Below are 24,354 nucleotides of genomic sequence, written 5' to 3' on the forward strand. Positions count from 1 at the left end.
CACCGAGGGCGTCCACCATTTAGTGTGGGGCTACATGTTGGCTCTGCATCTTCGGGCCGCCGACTTGGCGGACACGTCACTGACCGTCTCGCCTCTGTTCGAGACGGTCCTGAGCCTGCGCACATGGACCGCTCCGAACCGGCACCCACTGCACGAGCCCTGGCGACGACGCGTCCGATCGGCATGGCAGCAGTGTGACACCGAGATGCTGACGGCGCTGGTCTCTCCCGATGGGAGAATCCCGGATTTCCTCGCACCCCGACCGCCCACTCAGTCGCCGGCTTTCGACGACGAGATCGCTGTTGTCGGGGCAACACCGGCAACCGAGATGCGACGCGATATCGCGGCCGCTTTCTCCGCTGACATTCCTGCGGTCCTCGTCGGTCCGGCCCGAGCGGTGCGCACCCGTGCAGTCCATGCGCTCTCGTACTACTGGGCAACGTGCCTCGAACCCGACTGGTCCAGGATCCGAGCAGTATTGGATGGCGATCTGGACTACCGCGCGCAACAGCTTTCGCACTTCGGGGCACGAAAGATGTTCGAGCATCTCGATTCTCGTGTCCGATGGGACGATGGCGTGCTGTGGGTCGACAGGCTAGAGGACCAGGTGTGGGTCGACGTCGACGGACGTGGACTTCCTCTCATTCCGTCGGTGTTCGTGCACGGCGCGATCACGCAGACGAGCCCGACGCGAGCTCCCTCCCTGGTGTATCCGGCCCGCGGGCGAGGCGCAGTGTGGGACATGGGGCGGACAGCTCCGAACCGGGCGCTGACCAATCTTCTCGGCACCCAACGTGCAACGATTCTCACGCTGCTCGATGCGCCCACCACCACCGGGGAGCTCGCTGCTGCACTGGGCGTCTCACCCAGCGCAGCGAGCCAGCATCTTCGCGTTCTGCGCGAAGCAGCGGTGGTGCGACGCGTCAGACAGGGACGATCGGTGCTGTACGTACGCACTTCGCTGGGGGACGAGCTGCTCGGGCGGAGTCGATAGACCGCCCACCGTCACGCTGTCAGTCGGTGATTCACCGCGCTGACAGCGCAACACTCGATCATGGAGTGGGCGGTTCCCCCGCCATGGTGGCATTTCTGGCCGGAGGATACGTACGCAGAATCCCATCGGAGGAGAAGGCCATGCTCGAGGGATTGGGAGACGCGTACGCCGACTACATGGCACGCTCGAAACGATTGGTGCCCTTCGTTTTCTAGCCTGGTTTTTCCTCAGCGCAACAGAGCTCTTGCCCACACTCGCAGAAATCCCTGACTCAGGTATGTCAATGAGCCGATGGCCAGTATCCATTTGACGGTGCTGACCACGGTGGTGGCCCGTACGACGGTGTCGGAGATCTGTTCTCGGTTGTCCACCAGTATCAGCCCGACGATGTTTTCGATGTAGTCACCGGCAGCGGAGGCCACGGGAGCGACGGCCAATGCCGTCGTTACTGCAGGGCTCAGCGGAGTCTTCGCAGCCAAGCTCCTCGCACCCGCACGCAGTGCGATGGCATAGATGGCCGGGTGGACGAAGTCGGGCAGATAATGACTGCGGAAGCGGGCGATCTCCGTCTCGTCCATGCTCGCCAGAATCTTCCGGTACCGCTGTTCGGACCAGGCCGTCTGCACGGCAAGCACTTTCGGTGCCGCGGGCCCGAGCAACCGGGCGATATTGGCCTGGGAGACGACGAACAACGCCGACCATCCCAGCAGCTTCCGATCCAGCACAGTCAGCGACATGAGAGCAGATTACTGCGTCAGAAATGGACGAACTACCGCTTCGAAGGCTGAGTAGCCATCGCGGTGGATGCTGTGTCCGGTCCTGAATGCCTCCACTCGACAGTTCGGAATGCTCGCCACCATCGCGTCGAGCCGAACCGGATCGACCATGCCGCCCGGACCTCCACGAAGTACCAACGTCGGAGCAGTGATGTCGGCCAACGACTCCCACCACCGCGGGTTCGGCCGACGGAACTGCTCGAGAGCAGTGGCGGTCATCGATCGATCGAACGCGAGTACCGCACGGGGATGCAGAACAACGCTGGTCGCCGCATGCCAGAGTTCGGTGACCGACGGCATCCGCCCGGTCAGGGTCGGCGGGGCGTCCCCGGGCCTGATCGGTATCGGAAGTTCTTCGAGAACCAGGCGTCGGACGAGAGACGGGCGACGCTGCGCCACGAGCGAGACCGCGTATCCACCGAGTGAATGCCCGACGAGATCGACTTCGGTGAGCCCGAGGTGATCGATCAGGGCGAGGAGATCACCGCCGAACATGTCGAACTCGTACGTGGGCGTGTGGGCACTCTTGCCGTGCCCTCGGAGGTCGACGGTGATCACCCGGCGACCGTGCGCGGTCAGAGCCCGAGCGAAGCGATCCCAGGTTCCGCTGTCTCCGCCCATGCCGTGCACCAGCATCACCGGTGCCGCACTCGTGTGTTCCTGCGGCGCGAACGAGCGATACGCGATGTCGACGCCATCGAGGTCGACCGTCTCGGACATCATCTGCATTTCCCCGACGGTAGCGGTTCCTACTCGTAGATTCCTTCCACCCGCCACAGACCGTCGTCGAACACCAGCAGCAACGCCCTCTCGTCGTCGAGTACCACCTGTGCCCGCGCCGTCGGCCCCGTCGATCCTTGCCCGCTGTCCCACCACCGTTCGTCGACGGGCCACGGCCCGGCCAGGCCCGTCAACTCCCATTCCTTGGTCCCCCACCGCAATCTCTTGGGCGGCGCATCGAACACACCGCGGTCGGTGACGCCGATTCCCGAACCCGCTCGGTTCATCAGCGTCACTGCCGGGCGTGTCTCGATCACCGCCGCCGGTGCCGGCTCGGGTAGTCGGCCCGGCCACGGGGCCGATGGATCGGACAGCGGCACCAACTCGTCTCCCAGTGGACGCAACGTGATCCGCTCGGCCGGCCCGCGTCCACCGCTGAGAACACCCCCGAGCACCGATTCGCCGCCGAGCAGACCCTGAACGCGTACCAACGCCCGACGCGCCCTGTCGTCCTCGTCACCGACACTGCCCCACAAACCCAGCTGCAACTCCCCCGCTGCCACCACTTCGATCGGCTCGAGGCGCAGGACGGTGATCGCCGACGTCGGCTTGTTCTCGCTGCGTCCGGTGATCCAGCCGTCGAGTTGCCACCGCACGCGATCGGCCGTGCCCTCCGGCGTCAACGGCTCGGCGCACCGCCAGATTCGCGACAGATTCTCACCGTTGCCGGTACTGGCGTGCACCAGCAACCGAGTGCACGCAACAGCAGCCGCGGCGAGCTTGGTGTGCAGCTGCTCGGCCAATGCGCGCCCGGCGAACGCGGCTGCATCCACCCGATCGATCGGCGGATCGCACAGATACTCCACATCCAGGTCGGGAGGCAGAGCACGGGCAGACGGCGGCCTTTCGGGCTCACCGCGGGCACTGCGATGCGCCAGCACGGCATCGGTACCGAATCGCGATGCCACATCCGACGGAGACAGGGCAGCGAAGTCCCCGATTCTGCGTAAACCCAAGCGGTGCAACAGATCCACCAGTTCACCACGATCGGCCGCGGCCATACTGGGCTCCGCCGAGAGTTCGGCAATCGGTAACGGCGAAAGAAACCCGGCACCACCACCGCGCGGCACCACCTGTGCGTACCGTGCGGCGACGACTGCGGTGGACAACTCGTCGGCAATCCCGATCTGACATTCGACACCGGCAGCCGACGCTTCGTCGATCAACCGCTCCGCGGCGCGATGCTCGGTACCGAAGTACCGTCCGACACCACGCGCTGCAAGAACCAACAGGCCCGGCCGCAGCACTTCGACGCCGGGGGCAATGGCCGCGACAGCCGAGACCACGGGCTCGAACAGGCGTGCATCACGATCGGTATCGGCAACGGCCACATGCACGTCGGGGCACCGCGCCTGCGCCTCCCGGCGACGTAGGCCACGCTTGATGCCCGACGCCCGTGCCGTGGCCGAGCAGGCGACGACCCGGTTGGCCGACGTGACGACCACCGGGTGCGTCGCCGGTAGATCGGCCTGAGCTGCTGCGGCGACGGCAGGCCAGTCGGGACACCACAGCGCCAGAACACGGTTGGACTGGCCGGTACTCATGTCGAGACCGCGATCGACAACGGATTCGACTCCTGCTGTTCGGCATGCCATTCGATACGGCCGTTCTCCGCACGCAAGTCGAATCGAACCGTACGAGGACGCATCGCTTTGCCCCGCGCGCACACCGACAATCGAACCCCACGCAGCCGGCCACGCCCCAGCTCACGGCCTGTGCCGAGGCCGTCGTAACCGTGCACCGACGCGTCGAGTCGTAGCTCGGCTCCGTCCCAGTGCCCGTCGGTCACCACCAACGTCGACCCTTTGCTGCGGGCGCGCGCCACTACTGCCCTGGCCCGAGTCGGTGGTACCGACAGGCCACCGAGACCGAGGACGACGAGATCGACGCCGTCGAGCAGGATCGCCGCCACTTCCACCGGGTCGGGGCCGGGATCGGGAATCAGAGCCAACTTGCTCAGTTGCGCGCCCATCTCCACCGCAGCCAGCAGCCCGAAGCGGGGCTGGCCTATGACTGCGACATGGCCACCGGCACCGGTCACCGCGGCCACCAACCCGATCAACAACGAACCGGCACCGGACACCGAGGCCACCGTTCCGCGCACCAGACCACCGTGCGGAAGAACTTCCATCAGCGCCGACGGCACCGGAAGAACAGGCCGCCTACGGGTCGGTACCGACACCTGCTCCGAGCCGTCGACGGCGTCGGATTCGGGGTCGGTAGGGCGGGGACGAACGGGAGCAGAATTCTCGATCCGCACCGAGGCCGTTTCACCGCGAGACGGTACGGCAGCCATCCGACTGCGCAGCAGCGCCACCCGCTCGGGAAGCGACAACCCGTCGAGCGCATCCGGCGGTACGGAAGCCTGTGCTGCAGCCTCGGAAACAGACATGTCACTCCCCTTCACTGCATGAAAAATCGAGCCGAAACACCGGTGTTCGACGGACGCGGGAAGTGACGTATTCGAACACAATTTCGATCTGCACCCAGTAAAGCCGTTCGGACGGCAACTCGTCAAGGCGATGCCGTAGCCCCAGGTAGAGGCGGTAGTACCGCTGCTGCGGGCACACTGCGGCATCGTCCACTAACCTGTGGACGTGACCGATCAGCAGCGTGTTCGACGGGGAGTCGGGCCCGACTACCTCCTCGCCGGCAGATACCGTCTCGCCGGCAAGCTCGGCGGTGGCGGCATGGGCGCGGTCTGGCTCGCCACCGACACCCTTCTGCACCGGCAGGTGGCCGTCAAACAGGTCACCTCCACCACCCGATTGACCCCGGAACAGGCAGTGGACGTGCGCAACCGGGCCATGCGCGAAGGACGGATCGCGGCCCGCCTGTCGAGCCCACACGCCATCGCGATGCACGACGTCGCTCTCGTCGACGGCGAGCCGTGGTTGATCATGGAATACCTGTCCTCACGCAGCCTCGCGCAGGCGCTCGGCGTCACCGACTCACTACCACCGTTCGAAGTCGCTCAGATCGGTGCGCAGATCGCCGACGCCCTGACCGAAGCACACGACGCCGGAATCGTGCATCGCGACATCAAGCCGGGCAACATTCTGATCGCCGACCGCGGCAAGGATCTGGGCATCGTCAAGATCAGCGATTTCGGTATCTCCCGAGCCAAGGGTGACGTGGAGGAAGCCGACGACAGCGTCATCACCGGCACCCCCGCATACTTCGCCCCCGAGGTCGCCCGCGGCCAGGACCCCACTGCGGCCAGCGATGTGTTCTCCCTCGGTGCCACGTTGTACACCGCAATGGAAGGTGCGCCGCCCTTCGGCATCGATCACGATTCGATTGCGCTCCTGCACCGAGTTGCCAAGGGGCAGATCATCTCTCCCACTCGCAGCGGAGACCTCACCGGCCCACTACTGCACATGCTCGAGCCCGATCCGGCTCGACGCCCCACCATGGCGCAGGCCCGTGACGAGATCATTCTTGCCGCAATAAGCAAGCGCGGCACTATCTCTCAGTTGCGCGGAGTACCTCTGACCTCAGCGGACGGCGTCGTCCCCGCCTGGGCGAGACGGTCGACACCCGTCTCGGAATCTCGTCGACCGTCCCGAGAATTCGGACGCACCATCGCCGGTCTGCCCGCCGTGCAACCGGGAGAGAGCCGAACGGATCCGACTCCCTCCTCGTACTCACCGCCGCCGTTCGACCTGCCGAAGAAGAGAAAGAACCCGGTCCAGGACGCACTCATGCGCATCGAGGACGTCATCGGCGACCGGACGTCCGTCCCGGCGACGGCCGTCCTCGCCGGACTCGTCGTGGTCGTGATTCTTCTGATCCTGGCCGTCGTCCTGTTGCTGTAACAACTCCCGCGCAGTCCGTCCGTTCAGCCGAGAACCGGCATCACCAACGTCGTCAGAGCACCGTCGACCGCGGAACGCACCAGCATCGGTTGATTCGGTGCAGCGATATCGAGCATCAGATCCGGTCCGACGGCCGAGGCGACGGCGGCCTGCAGAACGGCCGCATCGAACAACACCACACTCTGTGAACCGGTCACCCGTGCAGGAACCGGAACACCATCGACCGAGAAACCGTCGGGCCCGGCCTCGATGCGCAGGGTACTGCCGTCGACGGGAACGAAATCTCGTTGCAGCACAACCCTCGTCACGGTCGGAGCCAGACCGTCCATCATCGTGCGCCAGTCGGGGAATTCACCGTCGACCGTGTTCACCGCCACCCGAGAACCGTCGGAGTCGATCACCATCGACTCGTCGGTTCGCGTCAGCACGAGGGTGCCCGAGGCGGGGACGGCCGCGAGGCATCCGACGGCCACGATTCGCGACCACGGTAATCCGGGCGAGCACTGCGCGACGAGACTGCGCGTGGACAATCGATACCGATCCGTCGCGGTGAGGGTGACACTGCTTCCGTCCACCTCGATCAGTACGCCCTGCAGTACCGGAAATTCTTCGCTCGTCCCGGCCGCCGACGAGACCTGCGCCATCGCCGAGGCCAAGTCCTCGGCAGATACCGTTGCCGTGCAGTATTTTTCGTCGAACAACCGGCGAATCGACACTGCTGCCTCGGCTGCCGCCCGCGCCTGTGCGGCCAGAGGTTCGACGTGTCGGTCCACGATCTCGATGGCGGCAGTTCCATCGCCGTCGAGGGCAGCGGCAACCTTGTCGAGTGGCAGCCCGATCTCGCGCAGCTGGCGAATGATGTTCGCCCGCTTCGATTGTGCGCGAGTGTAGTAGCGATAACCCGATTGTGCGTCGATGGACGCCGGGGCCAGCAAGCCGCAATCGTCATAGAACCGCAGCGCGCTGGGGGTCAGCCCGCTCTCGCGAGCGAACACACCGATGGTCAGGAATTCTTCGTCCGAATCAGTCATGTCGAAATCCTGAAGCTTCGCGTCGGTCGAAGGTCAAGCCCAACGCAGACGGCCTAATCGATTCGACGCTTGTGCGCCCACCGCGTCAGTGCATTCCTGTTCGATTGTTGGGTCTTGCGAAGAACATTGGACGCGTGCGTTTCGACGGTTTTGACCGAGATGAACAGATCCTCGGCGATCTCGCGATACGTGTAGCCGCGCGCCAGCAACCTCAGCACTTCGAGTTCACGGGGCGTCAAAGAATCCAATTCCGGATCCAACGGCGGCTCGGGAGCTGCGCTGCGGCCGGTGAACGAGTCGAGGACGAAGCCGGCAAGACGCGGGCTGAACACCGCGTCTCCCCCGGCTACGCGTCGGACGGAATCGGCCAGTTCCGAGCCGGAGATGGTCTTGGTGACATACCCCCTCGCGCCGGCCCGGATGACGGCGATGACGTCCTCCGCTGCGTCGGACACGCTGAGCGCCAAGCACACTGGGCCCTCGGCGATTCGGTTGAGCACGGCCACTCCACCACCGTCGGGCATGTGCACGTCCAGGAGCACCACGTCGGGCTTGGTGGAATCGATCCCCGACACCGCCTCGGCGACTCCGCCTGCTTCCCCGACGACGTCGATATCCGCCTCACGGCCCAGTTCGGCGCGTACTCCCGAGCGAAACACCGCGTGGTCGTCGACCAGAAAAACGCGGAAAGGGTCGGTCACGTCGGCTGCTCCTGATGATTGGATTCGGATTCGGTGGTCACTGCCCCGCCGTTGCGAGGCATGAAGATTCGTACTTCGGTTCCCCTACCGACTGTGGACCGCACCTGTACGGAACCGCCGCGGCGTTCGATTCGACCACGGATGGACTTGGCCAGTCCCTGTCGGTCCTCGGGCACCGCGGACTCGTCGAAGCCCGTACCGCGATCGCGGACGAACACACTGACCTGCTCGGGTTCGGTTTCGGCGAACAGATCAATGTTGGTCTCACCGGAATGTTTGGCCGCGTTGACCAGAGCTTCACGAGTGGCCCCCAGCAGCGCGGTGAAGCTCTCTCGCGACAGCCCCGATTCGACGTCGTCCGGCAACAGATGCACGTCCCCGACCGTGATGGGACGGACCGTCACGCCGTGTTGATCCTCGACCTCGCCGGAGATGGTCTTGAGCGCATCGGCCAAGCTCGAATTGTCGGTGTCGCCGCCGTCGAACAACCACTTGCGCAGTTCTCGCTCCTGCCCACGCGCCAACCGCATGACCTCCTGCGGCCGATCCGCCTGCTTCTGAATCAGCGCCAACGTCTGCAGCACCGAATCGTGCAGATGCGACGCAATCTCTTCACGTTCGTCGTTTCGGATACGCGCCGATCGCTCGGCCCCGAGCGCACGCCAGGTCCGCAACCAGATCGGCACCGTCAACAGACCGACACCGACGAGGGTGACCACCACGGCCAACAGGGACGACCGAAGCGACGCGAGATCGACGCGGGCCAACACCACCACGGCCAGGCCCAGGACGATCAACGTCGCGCCGCCGACGACACGAGCCCAGCTGAGCACGGTCGGTTGCTTGGGCAGCCCCAGCGCCGTTCGCGGCCCCTCGGCATCGAATTCTCGCCACACCAGGGCAGCACCGACGACGACCACGACGACCGGCACGACAACCGATGCCGCAGTACCACTGAGCAACCAGGCCAGCCCGACGGCGAGTCCGAGGCCGATGGCGGCCAGTCCCAATGCTCGTTGCCGCTCGGTAGCGCTCGGACGTGCCGTGTCGTCACCGACCGGGGTGAACATCCAGATCAGGCCGTACGCAACGATCCCTGCACCGGCGGACGCCGCGAGCAACGCGAACGCCACCCGGATCTTGAACACGTCGACACCCAGATGATCGGCGAGTCCGCCCGCGACGCCGCCGACGATACGACCGCCGCCGCGGCGTCGATACGGTGCGGGGGCCGAACGTTCCAACGCTGCACGAGAAGCCGAACCCGACGCAAGGACCGGGTGCGGCGGGAGGGGACGGGTCGACGGCGCAGCACCGGGCGCGGCGGACGCGCCGACGGCGGCGTCAACGGCTGGATTGTCGACAGGGTGCACGCCCACGATCCTGGCACGGCCGGGGGCAGTACCGCATCAGGGTTCGCCCTGATCTTTCGCCCTTGCAACAGACCCGGGCGGAGTTCCGGGGTACGAGATCAGGGGAATCCCTGATGTGTTCCGAGGTTCGAGCCGACACGATGGTTGTCATGAACAACGTGACCGTCTCGGATCAGCTACAGCAGATGTGGCGCACCCGTCCGCACCGCTTGCCGCAACGCGGACACGTGGCGGGTGTAGCAGCCGGTATCGGCTACCGATACGACGTCGACCCCGTACTCATCCGGGTCGCATTCGTCGTGTCCACCCTCTTCGGCGGCACCGGAATCGTGCTGTACCTGGCGGCGTGGCTGGTCCTCAGCCGCGCCGGCGACTCCGCCTCGGGGGTCGAATCCATGGTGGGCCGCGGGCACAGCTCCGATTCGACGACGAAGACCGTCGTCGTGGCGGTCGCGTTGGTGATCGCACTGTCGACACTCGGTCCGGCCGGTGTGGGACTCGGCGGATCCGGCGTGATCTCTCTCGCGGCGATGCTCGGCGGACTGTGGTTGCTTCACCAGCGCTGCCCCGAGCCGCCGCCGTACCTGCGAACAGCGGAATTCACCCGGCAGCAGTACGCACCGACCCCGTTCGGCTCGACCACCACCTCCGCGGAGCAGTGGTCCGCCGCGCAATACCGGCCGCCGCAGTTCCAGTACGAGCAGTACACCCCGTACACGACGCTACCCAAGAGCTACGAGCCGACACCGCAGACAACACAGACAACACAGCCGGTATCGGAATCCGGTACTGCACCGACCGTCGACCTCACCAAGAGCACACGTGCCGAAAGTACTTCTGCCACTGCCGTTCCGACCACACCCCAGGCCGTGACACCTCCGTCGTGGGACCCATTGGGAGTGGCACCGTTTGCGTGGGACCTCCCTGAACCGGCCGGCACCTTCCCACCGGCACCGATCGAACGTAAGCGTCGATCGCGTTGGACGGCAAGCTTTCTCGGCCTAGCATTGCTCGGCGCTGCCGTCACCACCGGGCTCGGAGCACTGACAGGTTCCGACTGGATCACTCCGGGCCGCGTCGGTGCCGTCGCGTTGTCGATCATCGCAGTGGGTCTGATCCTGGGTGCATTTCTCCGAAAGGGCTACGGCCTGTTGGTCGTCGGCGCGCCGCTGGCCGGGTTCGTCATCCTGGCATCGGTGGTCGGGCCGGTGAATCTGGACGACAGTGTGTCGGGCGCGCAGCGGGTTGCCCCGACCACCGCCGCCGCACTTGCCCCCGCCTACGACGTCGGCTTCGGTGAACTGGACCTCGACCTCACCGGCCTGACGCTCACCGAGAACAAGACTGTGGCGATCGATGTGACGTTCGGCAGTGCCGTGGTGACCGTACCGAGCACGATGAGCATCGAGACGAAATGCAACGCCGAATTCGGTTCGGCCGAGTGCGGTGATCCCGGCGTCCGCGCCGGAAAGGACGCACGACCCGACGCGCCGGTCTTGACGATCGAGGGCGATGCGACATTCGGAGAACTGAAAGTGGTGCAGCAATGAGCGACAACGGCATTCACACCGACCATGGCCACGGAGACAGTTCTTCGGACACCGCGGCGCAGAGTTCGAGCAGAAAAGGCCCGTCGGCTCCGTTGTTCCTCGCCGGACTTGCCGCGCTGATCGTGGCGATCGCCGCGCTGATCGGCCAGGACGCTGTCACCGCCCTGGCCGAGGTTCAGTTCCGCTGGGTGTTCGTCATCGCTGCGGTCGTGGTGGGTGCGGCCTTACTGCTGGGTCCTAGCAGAAAGCACTGAACCCGCTACTCCCACTCGATGGTGCCCGGCGGCTTGCTCGTGACGTCGAGTACGACTCGGTTGACCTCCGGAACCTCGTTGGTCACCCGAGTCGAAATCGTTTCCAGCACGTCGTACGGCAACCGGGTCCAGTCCGCGGTCATCGCATCCTCGCTCGACACCGGACGCAACACGATGGGGTGGCCGTAGGTGCGACCGTCTCCCTGCACGCCGACGCTGCGCACGTCGGCCAGCAACACCACCGGGCACTGCCAGATCTGCTGATCCAGGCCCGCGACCGTAAGCTCTTCTCGGACAATCGAATCCGCATGACGCAACGTCGCCAGTCGGTCCGCGGTGATCTCGCCGACGATGCGAATGGCCAGTCCCGGTCCCGGGAACGGCTGTCTGCCGACGATGTCCTCGGGCAGGCCCAGCTCGCGTCCGACGGCGCGCACCTCGTCCTTGAACAGCGCCCGCAACGGCTCGACCAACGCGAACTGCAGGTCGTCGGGCAGACCGCCGACGTTGTGATGGCTCTTGATGTTCGCGGTACCCGAACCGCCACCGGACTCCACGACGTCCGGGTACAGGGTGCCCTGCACCAGGAACTCGACGGAATCACCGTGCTCGGCGTTCTCGCCCAACACCTCGGCAACGGCACCCTCGAAACTGCGAATGAACTCACGGCCGATGATCTTGCGCTTCTCCTCCGGGTCCGACACGCCTTCGAGGGCGCCGAGGAAGGTGTCGACCGCGTCGACGGTGACGAGCTTGGCACCGGTCGCGGCTACGAAGTCCTGCTGCACCTGCTCCCGCTCGCCCGCGCGCAGCAAGCCGTGGTCGACGAAGACACAGGTGAGCCGATCACCGATCGCACGCTGCACTAGTGCCGCGGCCACCGCGGAATCGACACCACCGGAGAGGCCGCAGATCGCCTTGCCCGTCGGACCGACCTGTTCCTGGACAGCGTCGACCAGCGCGTCGGCAATGTTCGCGGCGGTCCAGTCCGGCTTGATTCCGGCGGTCTCGTGCAGGAATCGGCTCAGGACCTGCTGTCCGTGTGGTGAGTGGAGTACCTCGGGGTGGTACTGCACGCCCGCCATCCGCTTCTCTTCGTTCTCGAAGGCAGCAACCGGAGCCCCGGCACTGGTCGCGGTGACGGTGAAGCCGTCGGGAGCAGCGGTGACCGCGTCACCGTGACTCATCCAGACCGGCTGGGTGGAAGGCAGACCGTCGTGCAGGCGGCCGCCGTCGACGCTGAGCTGAGTACGCCCGTACTCACGTGTTCCGGTGTGCTCGACGGTTCCGCCGAGCGCCTGCGCCATGGCCTGGAACCCGTAGCAGATACCGAACACCGGGACGCCCAGTTCGAGTAGGGCGGAGTCGAGTTCGGGTGCACCCTCGGCGTAGACGCTGGACGGCCCGCCGGACAGCACGAGAGCAACGGGGTCTTTGGCGGCGATCTCCTCGGCGGTCGCGGTGTGCGAGATGACCTCGGAGTACACGCTGGCCTCGCGCACCCGGCGGGCGATCAGCTGTGCGTACTGGGCTCCGAAATCGACGACCAGAACCGGCCGTGCGTGTGCGGGATCGTGTGCAGAGGAGTCGGTCACCTGGTCAGTCTAGTGGGACGGATTCGGTGTGCTCGCAGCACCCGAATCGCTCACGCGACACCCGAATGTTCGACGGGCATGGCCGCCGAACCGGACCTGATCTGCACGATCGGCAGCCGCAGGCCGCCGGGTGCGTCGACAGGCACGACGGGCGAGTTCGGAGCGATCGGATCGAGGCGCTGGTAGGGCTGGCCCTGCGCCGGACGCAGGTCCGACTCGCCCTTGTTCGGCCACAGAGCCGCCGACCGCTCGGCCTGCGCGCTGATGGTCAGCGACGGGTTGACTCCGAGGTTGGCCGAGACTGCCGCACCGTCGACCACGCTGAGAGTCGGGTAGCCGTGGACGCGGTGGTACGGGTCGATGACGCCGTGCTGGGCGTCCTCGGCGATAGCGCACCCGCCGAGGAAGTGTGCGGTGAGCGGAATGTTGAACAGCTCGCCCCACGTCCCTCCCGCGACGCCGCCGATCTTCTTCGCGATGCGCCGAGTGGCGTCGTTGCCCTCGGGAATCCATGTCGGGTTGGGCTGACCGTGTCCCTGCCTGCTCGAGATCTTGCGGCCGAAGGGGCCCCGCTTGGTGAACGTGGTGATCGAGTTGTCGAGGTTCTGCATCACCAGCGCGATGATTGTCCGCTCGCTCCAGTGCCGGACGTTGACGACGCGGACGAACTGGATCGGATGCGCAATCAGCGCGAAGACGAACTTGAGCCAACGCGGAATCTTCCCTCCGCCGTCGGTCATCAAGGTCTGCAGCATGCCCATCGCGTTGGAGCCCTTGCCGTAGCGGCACGGTTCGATGTGGGTGTTGGGGCTGGGGTGGAACGAGGACGTGATGGCTACGCCGCGCGTGAGATCCATGTTCGGATCGACCGCCAACTTCGCGGCTCCGACGATCGACTCCGAGTTGGTGCGGGTCAGCTCACCGAGAGTGTCCGACAACCGCGGCAACGTGCCCGTGTCCTTCATCTTGTGCAGGAGGTTCTGCGTGCCCCACGTGCCGGCTGCCAGCACGACATTGGCAGCGCTGTACGTCTTGCGACCCTTGCGCAGACGCGCCCCGGTGCGCTCGGTGTCGACGTCCCAGGTGCCGTCGGACCGAGGATTCAGGCCGGTGACCGTGGTCATCGGCACGATCTCGGCTCCGGCACGTTCGGCCAGCCCGAGGTAGTTCTTCAGCAGAGTGTTCTTGGCACCGTGGCGGCACCCGGTCATGCACTCGCCGCATTCGATGCATCCCGTGCGCTCGGGGCCGGCACCACCGAAGTACGGGTCCGGGACGGTCTTACCGGGTTCGTCTCCGAAGAACACGCCCACCGGTGTCTGAATGAACGTGTCGGCGACGCCCATGTCCTCGGCCACCGACTTCATCACCTCGTCGGCGGGGGTCATGTGCGGGTTGCGCACGACACCCAACATGCGGGTGGCCTGGTCGTAGAACGGGGAGAGCTCACTGCTCCAGTCGGTGATGTGCGCCCACTGCTTGTCCTCGAAGAACGGTGCCTGCGGCTTGTACAGCGTGTTCGCGTAGTTCAGCGATCCGCCGCCGACCCCTGCACCGGCGAGGATCAGGCAGTCGCGCAGCAGATGCACCCGCTGGATGCCGTAGAGACCCAGCTTGGGTGCCCACAGGAAGCGCTTGAGATCCCAGCTGTTCTTGGCGAAGTCCTTGTCCTCGAATCGCTGCCCGGCTTCCAGGATTCCGACGCGGTATCCCTTCTCCACCAGCCGAAGCGCGGTGACGCTTCCACCGAAGCCCGAACCGACGATGAGAACGTCGTAATCCGTTGCGCGTCCAGCTGAACCCATGGTGACCTCCGCTACGTCCGTTACCTGTCGAACAGTATGCACATCGCTGTGTGACTACCGCCACAAGCGATTCTAGCTGTTACGGAAGGTATCACCAACCGAGGGTCGGCTTACCGGTGCCTGCCCGACGAACGACACAGGGCGCGCACCCGAAGATCGAGTGCGCGCCCTGTGAAATGGGGAGTTGTGTCAGGCCCGAACGTTCAGGCCCACCTTCTGAAATTCCTTCAGATCGGAGTAGCCCGACTTCGCCATCGAGCGACGCAGCCCACCCACCAGATTGATCGAGCCGTACGACTCACGCGACGGTCCGTGCAGCACCTGATCGAGGCTCGGACGCTCCCCCGCGGACATCGGCAGCAACGCGCCACGCGGCATCGACGGATGCGCCGCGGCGGACGGCCAGTACCAGCCGCCACCGGGAGCCTCGGCGGCCACGGCCAACGGCGCACCGAGCACTGCAGCATCCGCGCCGCAGGCGATGGCTTTCGCCAGTGCGCCGGACGTGGTGATGTCACCGTCGGCGATGACGTGCACGTAGCGTCCACCGGTTTCGTCCAGGTAGTCCCGACGTGCGGCCGCCGCGTCGGCGATCGCAGTGGCCATCGGAACACCGATGCCGAGCACCTCGCCGGTGGTCGTGCCGCCTTCGACCGAGCCGTAGCCCACGATGACGCCGGCCGCACCCGTGCGCATCAGGTGCAACGCGGTCCGGTGATCGCTGACGCCGCCGGCGATGACGGGGACGTCGAGCTCTGCGATGAACGTCTTGAGGTTGAGCGGCTCGTCGTCGCCGTGCGCAACGTGCTCGGCGGAGATGATCGTGCCCTGGATGACCAGCAGATCCAGACCCGATGCGATCAGCGCAGGCGTCAGAGCACGGGCGTTCTGCGGGCTCACTCGTACAGCGACGGTGACGCCTGCATCACGCACCTGGCCCACTGCGGCGGCCAGCAGATCGGGCTGCAACGGCGCAGCGTGCAGTTCCTGCAGGAATGCGATCGGTGCGTCGGGATCGAGATCGGTCTCGGCGATGTGGATCAACTGATCGAGCTTGGCCTGCACGTCGGCGTGCCGCGCCCACAGCCCTTCACCGTTGATCACCCCGAGCCCGCCTTGCTTACCGAGCTCGATGGCGAACGCAGGCGAGACCAACGCGTCGGTCGGATGGGCGAGCACCGGAATGTCGAACCGGTAGGCATCGAGCTGCCAGGCAGTCGACACCTCCTTGGACGACCGGGTGCGCCGAGACGGCACGATATCGACGTCGTCCAGCTGGTAGGTGCGACGGGCTTCTCTGCCCATGCCGATTTCAACGAGGTCGCGCACGCGCGCACCTTTCTACTTCGAGAGCGAATCGATCGGCCACACGGGCCGACACGACTATCGGGTGGTGTAGTTCGGAGCCTCAGCGGTCATCGTGATGTCGTGCGGGTGGCTCTCCTTGAGACCGGCCGCGGTGATCTGCACGAACTGAGCCTGCTGCAGGTGCTCGATGGACGTCGACCCGGTGTACCCCATGGCAGCGCGCAACCCACCGGTGAGCTGGTGGATGACCTGGTTCAACGGACCCCGGTACGGGACGCGTCCCTCGATCCCCTCGGGAACCAGCTTGTCCTCGGCCAACACGTCGTCCTGGAAGTAGCGGTCCTTCGAGAACGACTTCGCTCCCCCGCGTCCCTGCATCGCACCGAGCGAGCCCATGCCGCGGTAGCTCTTGAACTGCTTGCCACCGACCAGGATCAGCTCACCCGGAGACTCGGCGGTGCCGGCCAACAACGATCCGAGCATTGCGGTCGACGCGCCTGCAGCGAGTGCCTTGGCGATGTCACCGGAGAACTGCATACCGCCGTCGGCGATGACCGGCACACCGTGCGGCTTGCACGCGGCCACGGCTTCGAGGATGGCGGTGATCTGCGGAGCGCCGACGCCGGCGACCACGCGGGTGGTGCAGATCGATCCGGGTCCGACGCCCACCTTCACCGCATCGGCACCGGCCTCGACGAGGGCTAGTGCGCCCGCGCGGGTGGCGACGTTTCCGCCGACGACCTGAACGCGCTCGCCCACCTCTGCCTTGAGCTTGCTGACCATCTCGAGCACCTGGGAATTGTGGCCGTGCGCGGTGTCGACGATGATGACGTCGACGCCGGCATCGGTCAGTGCCATCGACCTGGCCCAGGCATCCTGCCCGACGCCCACCGCTGCTCCGACCAGCAGACGACCGTCACGGTCCTTGGTGGCGTCCGGGTGCTGCTCGGTCTTGACGAAGTCCTTCACCGTGATCAGGCCGGTGAGTGCGCCTTTGCCGTCGACGATCGGTAGCTTCTCGATCTTGTGGCGACGCAGCAGGCCGAGGGCTGCTTCGGCGGTGACCCCCTCCTGCGCGGTGATCAACGGTGCCTTCGTCATGACGTCGGCGACGCGACGGTTCTGATCCACCTCGAACCGCATGTCGCGGTTGGTGATGATGCCGACCAGCGCACCGGTCTCGTCGGTGACCGGGAGCCCCGAGATACGGAAACGCGCACACATCGCGTCGACCTCGGCCAGCGAGTCGGTGGGCTTGCAGGTGACCGGGTCGGTGACCATCCCGGCCTCCGAGCGCTTGACGGTCTCGACCTGAGACGCCTGATCGTGCAGCGAGAGATTGCGGTGCAGCACACCCATGCCGCCTGCACGTGCCATCGCAATGGCCATCCGCGCCTCGGTGACGGTATCCATCGCAGAACTGACCAGCGGGACTCGCAGCCTGATCTCGCGGGTGATCTGACTGGACGTGTCCACGGCGCTGGGGATCAGATCCGAAGCGGCCGGCAGCAGCAGGACGTCGTCGAACGTGAGGCCGAGCATCGCGACCTTGTTGGGATCGTCGCCGCCTGTGCGGACGTGGGCTCCGGGACTACTCATACGAATCTGGCCCTCCCTAGAGCCTGGTTGCATCGTGGGCGCGGCATGCGGCCGGTGAGAGCTCGCAGGCGCACCGCGGTGCGGTGTTGGAGAACGGATGGAGTTTCGGCACTTGCACTCATCTGTTCAGCGCCGGGAACCATGGTATCGGCCTGCGGCACAATCAGTGCGCACGCCTCCCGCTGCGGACGCTCGGAGGCACCGAATCGCAGACCGTACGGGGGTCGGCGGTACGGATCGTCCGGCATGTCGCGGTCGAACGGCTGGCGCAGACCCACCAGTTCTGCGTACCGTGGAGGCGTGCGCGATCAACTGCCTCCCGGTCTACCCCCGGATCCGTTCGCCGGAGACCCAGCCGACCCGTCGGCCGCCCTCGATGCAATCGAGCCCGGCCAGCCTCTCGATCCCCAAGAACGACTGGCCGTGGAAGAGGACCTGGCTGACCTCGCTGTCTACGAGGCACTCCTGGGCCACCGCGGTATTCGTGGACTCGTCGTGTGCTGCGAGGACTGCCAGCAGGACCACTACCACGACTGGGACATGCTGCGAGCCAATCTGTTGCAGCTCCTGGTCGACGGCACCGTGCGTCCGCACGAGCCGGCCTACGACCCGGTGCCCGACGCGTACGTCACCTGGGACTACTGCCGCGGTTTCGCCGATGCATCCATGAACGACGCTCTGCACGGAGACGGTTTCGAGAGCTGAGACCCCAGACAAACGAAGAAGCCCGACACGATCATCGTGTCGGGCTTCTTCGTTGTTCACGGTCTGCGTCGTCGAACAGGGCCTGTCGCTCAGCTTCCGCCGGACGGAACCGACATGCGGTCGCCGTTCTCGGGCGAACTGCCACTGGCAGTGGCCGTCGGCTGATTCGGGTTGTCGAGCACCGTCGGCGTGACGTCGGTGGTCGTCGGACTCGGACTCGTGGTGACGGGCGGGCTGACCGGTGTCGTCGTTTCCGGATTCGGCGTGCTCGGAACCGCGGTGGATTCCGGTGCAACCGTCTCCACCGGAGCCGTCGGAACCAGAGTTGCTTGGCTGGGCACCGACAACGGGGCTGCCGGGGCCACACCCATCGGAGGTACCACGGGCGGCACCGTCATGGCCTGCAACTCCTGCAGCAAACGGGCCAGCCACTGGTCGAGTTCGGCTCGCTGAGCATCGTCGATGACCGCGGAACTGCGGTTCGATGCGTTGTCGAGAAGAGCGCGGGCAGCGTCGGCATCGCCGGACGACAGAAGGTTCTCCGCCTCCTGCAGCTTCGATGTCGTATCTATCTGCGCGACAGTCGAATCGGCCTGCTCGGAGAACACGACCGACTTGACGCTCCACAGCGGATCCTCGGGCGTCGAGTTGTACGAGATGACCACCAGACCGCCCAACACGACTGCGATCGCGGCGGCGGCACCGGCGAGCGGACGCAACAAACGCATCCGGCCCCCGCGGTTCGCCGCGCTGGATCGAGCCATGTCGGCTGCCACCTTCTCGCGCTCGACGGCCGCAACAACGGTGTCGAGAGAAGGACCGGCCGGCATGGACGGTGTGATCACGTCCGCTCGCCAATTGGCGAGCAGGAGCGCGAGTTGGTAATCGTCCGCATCATCGGTTGCGATCGGTCCGTCACCACTGATCGCGTCGATGAAGGCATCGTCACGACGAACGGCGACGAGGTCCACGGGACCACCGTCTGCGCCGATGTCGGCATAGGGATCGTTCTGCTTCGGTCCAGTGGGTGTCACGTGCTCTCCGATACGCGAGATTCCGCGACGCGGGGTCTCACCGGGGCCACCGTGACCATTGTCCCTAGCCATACATTTCACCTGCTCTCACAACTTCGTTCTTCAGTTTTGCGATAGCTCGGTGCTGAGCCACGCGGATAGCGCCTGCAGTGCTGCCGACCGCAGCTGCCGTCTCCTCGGCCGACAATCCGACGATGAGTCGGAGCACCAGAATCTCGCGGTGCTTGGCGGGCAAGGTGTCCAGTAGTGCAGTCATCTGACGACTCGACTCGGATTCCAGAGCTCGCTGCTCCGGACCGTGTTCTGTCGACACGACATCTGGTACTTCGGCGGCCGGGTCCGATTTGTTACGCGAGGCACTGCGATGAGCATCTGCGACCTTGTGCGCCGCGATGCCGTACACGAATGCCATGAACGGACGACCTTGATCCTGGTAACGCGGCAAGGCGGTCATGACTGCCAAACAGACCTCCTGCGCCACGTCGTCGGCCGAAAGCTGACCACGCTCAGCCGAACCGACTCGAGCCCGGCAATACCGGACGACGAGTGGTCGGATGAATTCCAAGACCCGGGACAGAGCCAGTCGATCGCCTTGCGCTGCGGCAACGACGAAAGAGTCCAACTCCTCACCCGCACTGTTCATCGTCGACAAATTTCCCCGCGTTACAGGTACGCACCCGCCTGGGAGCGCTTCCACGTGGTGGTGGAACGAACCAAGGATAGCGATACCGACGGCCCACAATCGAACCGCTCGGTCCGTGTGCGGCTACGGTCCAGGTCAACCGACCGCGGATCCACCCAGTCGTTCGAGTGCGGCTCCCAGGTCGCGCGCCGGAACCATATTCGGATCCGCTCCCCCGGTTCCTTCGCACAGCATGGTCGCGGCCCAGCGCAGGGGCAGTAAACCGTGCATCGCCGCAGCGCAGGCCACGTCGACGGCTCCTGCACGTGCGCGCTCGGTCGCACCGGCGCAGCTCAGGGCAGCGGCCATCACCAGATCGGTTTTGATGCGATGCCGTAACGAATCGGTGTCGTCGGCAAGTGCGCGAGCAGACTCGGCGTGTCGGAGCGCTCCCGAGCCGTCCCCACGCATCATTGCCAGCTCGGCTGCCACCCAGTGCGCGCGCAGCGCCGGACGCCACAGATCCGACCCGCCACGCACCGAGAGCAGCTCTGCGTTGCGCGCCAGGAACGCATCCGCGAACCCGAATCGGCCGGTCCCCAGTGCATCCGCCGCCAATCCGACCAGCGCATCACTGCGCGCCTCCACCGCGTCCGTCGTTCGCGCCTCGCCGGTGAGCCCGATCAGGAACACCGCCCTCCCGTCGAACCCGCGGGCGAGCCGGTGCCGACCGACCTGGCGTAGCCATGACGCCCTGGTCGACTCGTACAGGGACTCGAGCGCCTGCGACGTCGGCCGGAACCGCCGGAGCTCGACCCGGGCGGCGTTGTACCGACCCTGGCCGGCCAGTGCGACGCCGCGGCACCAACTCTGCCGCGCATCGGTGGCCGCCGGAAGGTCGGTTCGACCGGGGTCTGCTCCGAACGCCGCCTTTTTCAGCTCGAGCCCGATGCAGTCGGACTCTCCGGTGACGGGCGAGGACTTCGAAACCAAGTGCACGACGTCAGGGTATGGCCACAGCCGGACCGCAGGCACGCGAGTCGGCCGACCGAGAACGCCGGACACCGCAACGCACGAATGCGAATGTCGCGCCGGATAGCTGTCGCATTCACGACGACCTTTCGGGACGCCGCTGCAGTTTTCACAGAATTAACAATGTGAATAGGTGTTGTTTCGGAAACAGTTGTCTGAACGCTGTGTGGCGAATGGGTTAAACGGCGGGTCGTTTATCGGAGCCGGACAAGAATGCGTCGGGCACATTCGACACCGCCGATCGGAATCGTTCGGCAACAACGACCGACTCCTCGCTCGATCCGCTCGGCCGCTCGTGCGTCGAGGCCGAACCCGGCCCGCCACTGCTCGACGCTCTGCGACAACACCTTCGAGCTGCAGGTCTTCGAGAAACGCGCGGTGGAATTCGGAGCGACACCGGCTCGCGCCGACACGTCACCGTCGATCCTGCGCCGCGTCGTGCCATGAGCATCGTCTCCCGACTCGGCCGATTTCTCAACCGGAAGCGCACACATGCGAGCGGCTCGAAGTAAATATCGAGCGTGTTAATTCTTCGCCCTCCCGCTATGCATTTGCCCACGATCGAGCTCTATTGACTCGATTTCGTCGACCCACATAACGTTGTCGCTGTTCGGATCACGAATCCGTCGAAGCCACACCACCCTAGGAGTTTCCATGCCGCAGCCGAATCACCTCCCTGGGCCGAACGCCGATATTTGGGATTGGCAGATGCACGGCCTGTGCCGTGGCGTCGACTCGTCCATGTTCTTCCACCCCGACGGCGAGCGGGGTCGGGCGCGAGCACAGCGAGAGATGCGCGCCAAAGAGATGTGCCGCAGCTGTCCGGTACTCGCTCAGTGCCGCACCCACGCACTCAACGTCAGCGAGCCGTACGGCATCTGGGGAGGGATGTCCGAGACGGAGCGCGAATTGCACGCCCGGCACAACCGCCGTCGCATCGCGGTCTGAGCACACGACATTCACAGCTGCACACACGACGAAGCCCCCAACCCGTTCGGGTTGGGGGCTTCGTCGTACTACCCGAAAATCAGTGAGCGTGTCCGTGGCCGGTTGCGGCCTCGGACTCTTCTTCGGGCTTCTCGACGATGGAGCTCTCCGTCGTCAGGATCATGCGCGCGACGGATGCGGCGTTGACCACGGCAGATCGGGTCACCTTCACCGGATCCACCACACCGTCGGCCAACAGGTCGCCGTACGTCAGGGTCGCAGCGTTGAAACCGTGGCCCTTCGGCAACTCGGCCACCTTGCTGACGACGACGGAACCGTCGATGCCGGCGTTGGTGGCGATCCAGAACAGCGGTGCGTTCAGTGCAGTGCGCACCACTGCGACGCCGGTGGCTTCGTCACCGGTGAGGCCGAGATCGTCGGCCAGCGACAACGCGGCCTGAGTCAGAGCGGAGCCACCGCCGGGAACGATGCCTTCTTCCACTGCAGCCTTGGCCGCTGCAACTGCGTCGTCGACGCGGAACTTGCGTTCCTTGAGCTCGGTCTCGGTTGCGGCACCGACCTTGATGACGGCGATGCCTCCGGAGAGCTTCGCGAGCCGCTCTTCGAGCTTTTCACGATCCCACTCGGAGTCGGTGTTCTCGATCTCGCGACGAAGCTGGCCGACGCGGGCATCGATGTCGTCCTGCGAGCCGGCACCGTCGACGATGGTCGTCTCGTCCTTGGTGACGACGACGCGACGCGCCCGGCCGAGCAGCTCGAGGCCGGCTTCCTTCAGGCTCAGGCCGACATCTGCAGTGATGACCTGGCCCGCGGTGACGACTGCGAGGTCGTCGAGGAACGCCTTGCGACGGTCGCCGAAGAACGGAGCCTTGACGGCAACGGCCTTGATCGTCTTGCGGATGGAGTTCACGACCAGAGTCGACAGAACCTCACCCTCGGTGTCCTCGGCGATGATCAGCAACGGCTTGCCGCTCTCGGCAACCTTCTCCAACAGCGGAAGGAAGTCGGGAAGCGAGGTGATCTTCTCGCGGTACAGCAGGACGTAGGCGTCCTCGAGCACAGCTTCCTGCGTGTCGACGTCGGTGACGAAGTACGGCGAGAGGTAGCCCTTGTCGAACTGGACGCCCTCGGTGACCGACAGCTCGGTGAGCAGCGTCGAGGACTCCTCGACGGTGACGACGCCGTCTGCACCGACGCGAGTGAGCGCCTCACCGACGAGTTCGCCGATCTCGGGATCCCGCGAGGACACGGTGGCAACCTGAGCGATAGCCTGCTTGCCCTCGACCGGGGTGGCGGCGGCGAGCAGCGCCTCGGCAACCTTGTCGGCTGCCTTGGAGATGCCGGTGCCCAGCGCGATGGGGTTGGCTCCGGCGGCGATGTTCTTCAGTCCGCCGCGGACGAGAGCCTGTGCGAGAACGGTCGCCGTGGTGGTGCCGTCGCCTGCGACGTCGTTCGTCTTGGTGGCGACGCTCTTGACCAACTGGGCGCCGAGGTTCTCGAACGGATCTTCCAGGTCGATTTCACGAGCGATCGACACACCGTCGTTGGTGACCGTGGGGCCACCGAAGGCCTTGGAGAGGACGACGTGGCGACCACGCGGTCCGAGAGTGACCTTGACTGCGTCGGCGAGCTTGTCGACGCCGCGCTCGAGAGAGCGGCGCGCTTCCTCGTTGAATTGGATTTGCTTTGCCATGTTTCGGTGTTACTCCTTCGAGTAAAGAAACTCGATCGAACGCACTCCGCCCCGGGACCGACACTGAAATCGGATTCCGGGGCGGGATGCGTTGTGGCCTACTTGGCGATGACTGCCAGCACGTCGCGTGCCGACAGAATCAGGTACTCCTCGCCGGCGTACTTGATCTCGGTGCCGCCGTACTTGCTGTAGATGACGGTGTCACCTTCTTTGACGTCGACCGGGATTCGGTTGCCCTTCTCGGTGACACGGCCTTCGCCAACGGCGACGACGGTGCCCTCCTGGGGCTTCTCCTTGGCTGTGTCGGGGATGACCAGACCGGAGGCGGTCGTCGTCTCGGCCTCGTTGGCCTGGACGAGGATCTTGTCCTCGAGCGGCTTGATTTTCACGCTCGCCACGTTGAGCCCTCCAAAGTTATGGGGTACGCGTCCGGGGTCGGATCCCCGGACAGCTGTGTGTAAGTACTTCTCGTGCGGTCCTGACAAACTCGGCACGAAACTCGGTCCCGTCGTCGCGGGTGCCGGGACTTCGCTCGGTGCCAACTAGCACTCTATACACGAGAGTGCCAGCACTCAAGGGCTGGGTTCGCCAGGCTTGCGTTCGGGGGACCGACTCGGCCGGATCGCACTTCCACCCCACCCGCACCGGTCGCCTCGGCACGCGACACGGGGATTTCCACACTTTTTTCTCGATGCCGCGACACTGCCGAAGGTGCAGGTGAGGCCGCACGCGGGCC

At 65.5% G+C, this 24,354-nt stretch carries 23 protein-coding genes; 7 read left to right on the forward strand and 16 right to left on the reverse strand.

The genetic code is table 11. From position 1 onward, the window contains the following. Positions 1-34: 34 nt before the first annotated feature. Together JLZ96_RS04580 and JLZ96_RS04585 are read left to right on the forward strand one after the other, a co-directional pair. Positions 35-994 (forward strand): helix-turn-helix transcriptional regulator, encoded by a 960-nt coding sequence (locus tag JLZ96_RS04580; protein WP_201009563.1) that lies wholly within the window; start codon positions 35-37, stop codon positions 992-994. Positions 995-1,020: 26 nt separating this feature from the next. Then, complete coding sequence (locus JLZ96_RS04585; RefSeq protein WP_201009564.1) at positions 1,021-1,209, forward strand: isoprenylcysteine carboxylmethyltransferase family protein; 189 nt, start codon at positions 1,021-1,023, stop codon at positions 1,207-1,209. A gap of 12 nt (positions 1,210-1,221) precedes the next feature. On the opposite strand, the gene JLZ96_RS04590 is transcribed toward JLZ96_RS04585, so the two are convergent. The 4 genes from JLZ96_RS04590 to JLZ96_RS04605 are packed head-to-tail and all read right to left on the reverse strand — an operon-like array spanning position 1,222 to position 4,942. Further along, a complete protein-coding gene (locus tag JLZ96_RS04590; protein WP_201009565.1) occupies positions 1,222-1,731 on the reverse strand; it encodes a hypothetical protein in 510 nt (169 codons plus the stop codon). A 9-nt stretch (positions 1,732-1,740) separates the two neighbouring features. Further along, positions 1,741-2,499: an alpha/beta hydrolase gene (locus JLZ96_RS04595; protein ID WP_032371036.1), complete on the reverse strand. Its 759-nt coding sequence runs from the start codon at positions 2,497-2,499 to the stop codon at positions 1,741-1,743. 20 nt (positions 2,500-2,519) lie between these two features. Next, entirely contained in the window at positions 2,520-4,094 is a 1,575-nt protein-coding gene (locus JLZ96_RS04600; RefSeq protein ID WP_027496378.1) for a DNA polymerase Y family protein, read from the reverse strand. Continuing rightward, on the reverse strand, positions 4,091-4,942 hold the full coding sequence (locus JLZ96_RS04605; RefSeq protein ID WP_032365600.1) for a hypothetical protein: 852 nt from the start codon (positions 4,940-4,942) through the stop codon (positions 4,091-4,093). Before JLZ96_RS04605 ends, JLZ96_RS04600 begins: the two co-directional genes overlap by 4 nt. Positions 4,943-5,147: 205 nt before the next feature. Between JLZ96_RS04605 and JLZ96_RS04610 the strand changes: the two genes are divergently transcribed. After that, positions 5,148-6,368 carry a serine/threonine-protein kinase gene (locus JLZ96_RS04610; RefSeq protein WP_201009566.1) on the forward strand — a complete coding sequence of 407 codons (1,221 nt, stop codon included), beginning with the start codon at positions 5,148-5,150 and terminating at the stop codon, positions 6,366-6,368. A gap of 23 nt (positions 6,369-6,391) precedes the next feature. Here JLZ96_RS04610 and JLZ96_RS04615 read toward each other — a convergent pair whose 3' ends face one another. Genes JLZ96_RS04615 through JLZ96_RS04625 form a run of 3 tightly spaced genes read right to left on the reverse strand, consistent with a single transcriptional unit; the run spans position 6,392 to position 9,344 of the window. Further along, the gene (locus tag JLZ96_RS04615) at positions 6,392-7,399 is read right to left on the reverse strand and encodes a MerR family transcriptional regulator (RefSeq protein ID WP_201009567.1); all 1,008 of its coding nucleotides are present in this window, start codon (positions 7,397-7,399) and stop codon (positions 6,392-6,394) included. Positions 7,400-7,452: 53 nt separating this feature from the next. Then, the gene (locus tag JLZ96_RS04620; protein ID WP_027496373.1) at positions 7,453-8,100 is read right to left on the reverse strand and encodes a response regulator transcription factor; all 648 of its coding nucleotides are present in this window, start codon (positions 8,098-8,100) and stop codon (positions 7,453-7,455) included. Then, complete coding sequence (locus JLZ96_RS04625; protein WP_051365358.1) at positions 8,097-9,344, reverse strand: sensor histidine kinase; 1,248 nt, start codon at positions 9,342-9,344, stop codon at positions 8,097-8,099. Before JLZ96_RS04625 ends, JLZ96_RS04620 begins: the two co-directional genes overlap by 4 nt. 278 nt (positions 9,345-9,622) lie before the next feature. Here JLZ96_RS04625 and JLZ96_RS04630 point away from each other — a divergent pair, with 278 nt between their 5' ends. Both JLZ96_RS04630 and JLZ96_RS04635 read left to right on the forward strand, forming a co-directional pair. After that, the gene (locus JLZ96_RS04630) at positions 9,623-11,023 is read left to right on the forward strand and encodes a PspC domain-containing protein (RefSeq protein ID WP_201009568.1); all 1,401 of its coding nucleotides are present in this window, start codon (positions 9,623-9,625) and stop codon (positions 11,021-11,023) included. Beyond that, positions 11,020-11,277 carry a hypothetical protein gene (locus tag JLZ96_RS04635; protein WP_135047029.1) on the forward strand — a complete coding sequence of 86 codons (258 nt, stop codon included), beginning with the start codon at positions 11,020-11,022 and terminating at the stop codon, positions 11,275-11,277. Before JLZ96_RS04630 ends, JLZ96_RS04635 begins: the two co-directional genes overlap by 4 nt. Positions 11,278-11,282: 5 nt before the next feature. On the opposite strand, the gene guaA is transcribed toward JLZ96_RS04635, so the two are convergent. The 4 genes from guaA to guaB form a co-directional block, all read right to left on the reverse strand. Continuing rightward, a complete protein-coding gene (gene guaA, locus JLZ96_RS04640) occupies positions 11,283-12,872 on the reverse strand; it encodes a glutamine-hydrolyzing GMP synthase (protein WP_032365606.1) in 1,590 nt (529 codons plus the stop codon). Between the two features lie 50 nt (positions 12,873-12,922). Further along, positions 12,923-14,677: an FAD-dependent oxidoreductase gene (locus JLZ96_RS04645; RefSeq protein WP_032365607.1), complete on the reverse strand. Its 1,755-nt coding sequence runs from the start codon at positions 14,675-14,677 to the stop codon at positions 12,923-12,925. Positions 14,678-14,866: 189 nt separating this feature from the next. After that, positions 14,867-16,006 carry a GuaB3 family IMP dehydrogenase-related protein gene (locus JLZ96_RS04650; RefSeq protein WP_027496367.1) on the reverse strand — a complete coding sequence of 380 codons (1,140 nt, stop codon included), beginning with the start codon at positions 16,004-16,006 and terminating at the stop codon, positions 14,867-14,869. A 54-nt stretch (positions 16,007-16,060) separates the two neighbouring features. Then, positions 16,061-17,584, reverse strand: coding sequence for an IMP dehydrogenase (gene guaB / locus JLZ96_RS04655; protein WP_032365609.1), 1,524 nt, complete (start codon positions 17,582-17,584; stop codon positions 16,061-16,063). A 300-nt stretch (positions 17,585-17,884) separates the two neighbouring features. Here guaB and JLZ96_RS04660 point away from each other — a divergent pair, with 300 nt between their 5' ends. Further along, a complete protein-coding gene (locus JLZ96_RS04660; protein WP_027496364.1) occupies positions 17,885-18,289 on the forward strand; it encodes a DUF5319 domain-containing protein in 405 nt (134 codons plus the stop codon). Between the two features lie 89 nt (positions 18,290-18,378). Here JLZ96_RS04660 and JLZ96_RS04665 read toward each other — a convergent pair whose 3' ends face one another. The 3 genes from JLZ96_RS04665 to JLZ96_RS04675 all read right to left on the reverse strand — a co-directional run bounded on the left by JLZ96_RS04665 (position 18,379) and on the right by JLZ96_RS04675 (position 20,944). Then, positions 18,379-19,395 (reverse strand): anti-sigma-D factor RsdA, encoded by a 1,017-nt coding sequence (locus tag JLZ96_RS04665; protein WP_051365104.1) that lies wholly within the window; start codon positions 19,393-19,395, stop codon positions 18,379-18,381. Then, positions 19,388-19,966 (reverse strand): sigma-70 family RNA polymerase sigma factor, encoded by a 579-nt coding sequence (locus JLZ96_RS04670; RefSeq protein WP_027496363.1) that lies wholly within the window; start codon positions 19,964-19,966, stop codon positions 19,388-19,390. The genes JLZ96_RS04665 and JLZ96_RS04670 overlap by 8 nt, the downstream gene beginning before the upstream one ends. A 135-nt stretch (positions 19,967-20,101) precedes the next feature. Continuing rightward, positions 20,102-20,944 (reverse strand): hypothetical protein, encoded by an 843-nt coding sequence (locus tag JLZ96_RS04675; protein ID WP_152530426.1) that lies wholly within the window; start codon positions 20,942-20,944, stop codon positions 20,102-20,104. A gap of 687 nt (positions 20,945-21,631) precedes the next feature. Between JLZ96_RS04675 and JLZ96_RS04680 the strand changes: the two genes are divergently transcribed. Then, complete coding sequence (locus JLZ96_RS04680; RefSeq protein WP_027496361.1) at positions 21,632-21,925, forward strand: WhiB family transcriptional regulator; 294 nt, start codon at positions 21,632-21,634, stop codon at positions 21,923-21,925. Between the two features lie 79 nt (positions 21,926-22,004). Here the strand turns inward: JLZ96_RS04680 and groL are convergent, their stop codons facing one another. Beyond that, a complete protein-coding gene (gene groL, locus JLZ96_RS04685) occupies positions 22,005-23,618 on the reverse strand; it encodes a chaperonin GroEL (protein WP_027496360.1) in 1,614 nt (537 codons plus the stop codon). 98 nt (positions 23,619-23,716) lie between these two features. Then, positions 23,717-24,016 (reverse strand): co-chaperone GroES, encoded by a 300-nt coding sequence (gene groES, locus JLZ96_RS04690; RefSeq protein ID WP_008718149.1) that lies wholly within the window; start codon positions 24,014-24,016, stop codon positions 23,717-23,719. Positions 24,017-24,354 lie beyond the last annotated feature (338 nt).

Source organism: Rhodococcus sp. NKCM2511, assembly GCF_014905595.1.
In the GTDB taxonomy this organism is placed as follows: domain Bacteria; phylum Actinomycetota; class Actinomycetes; order Mycobacteriales; family Mycobacteriaceae; genus Rhodococcoides; species Rhodococcoides fascians.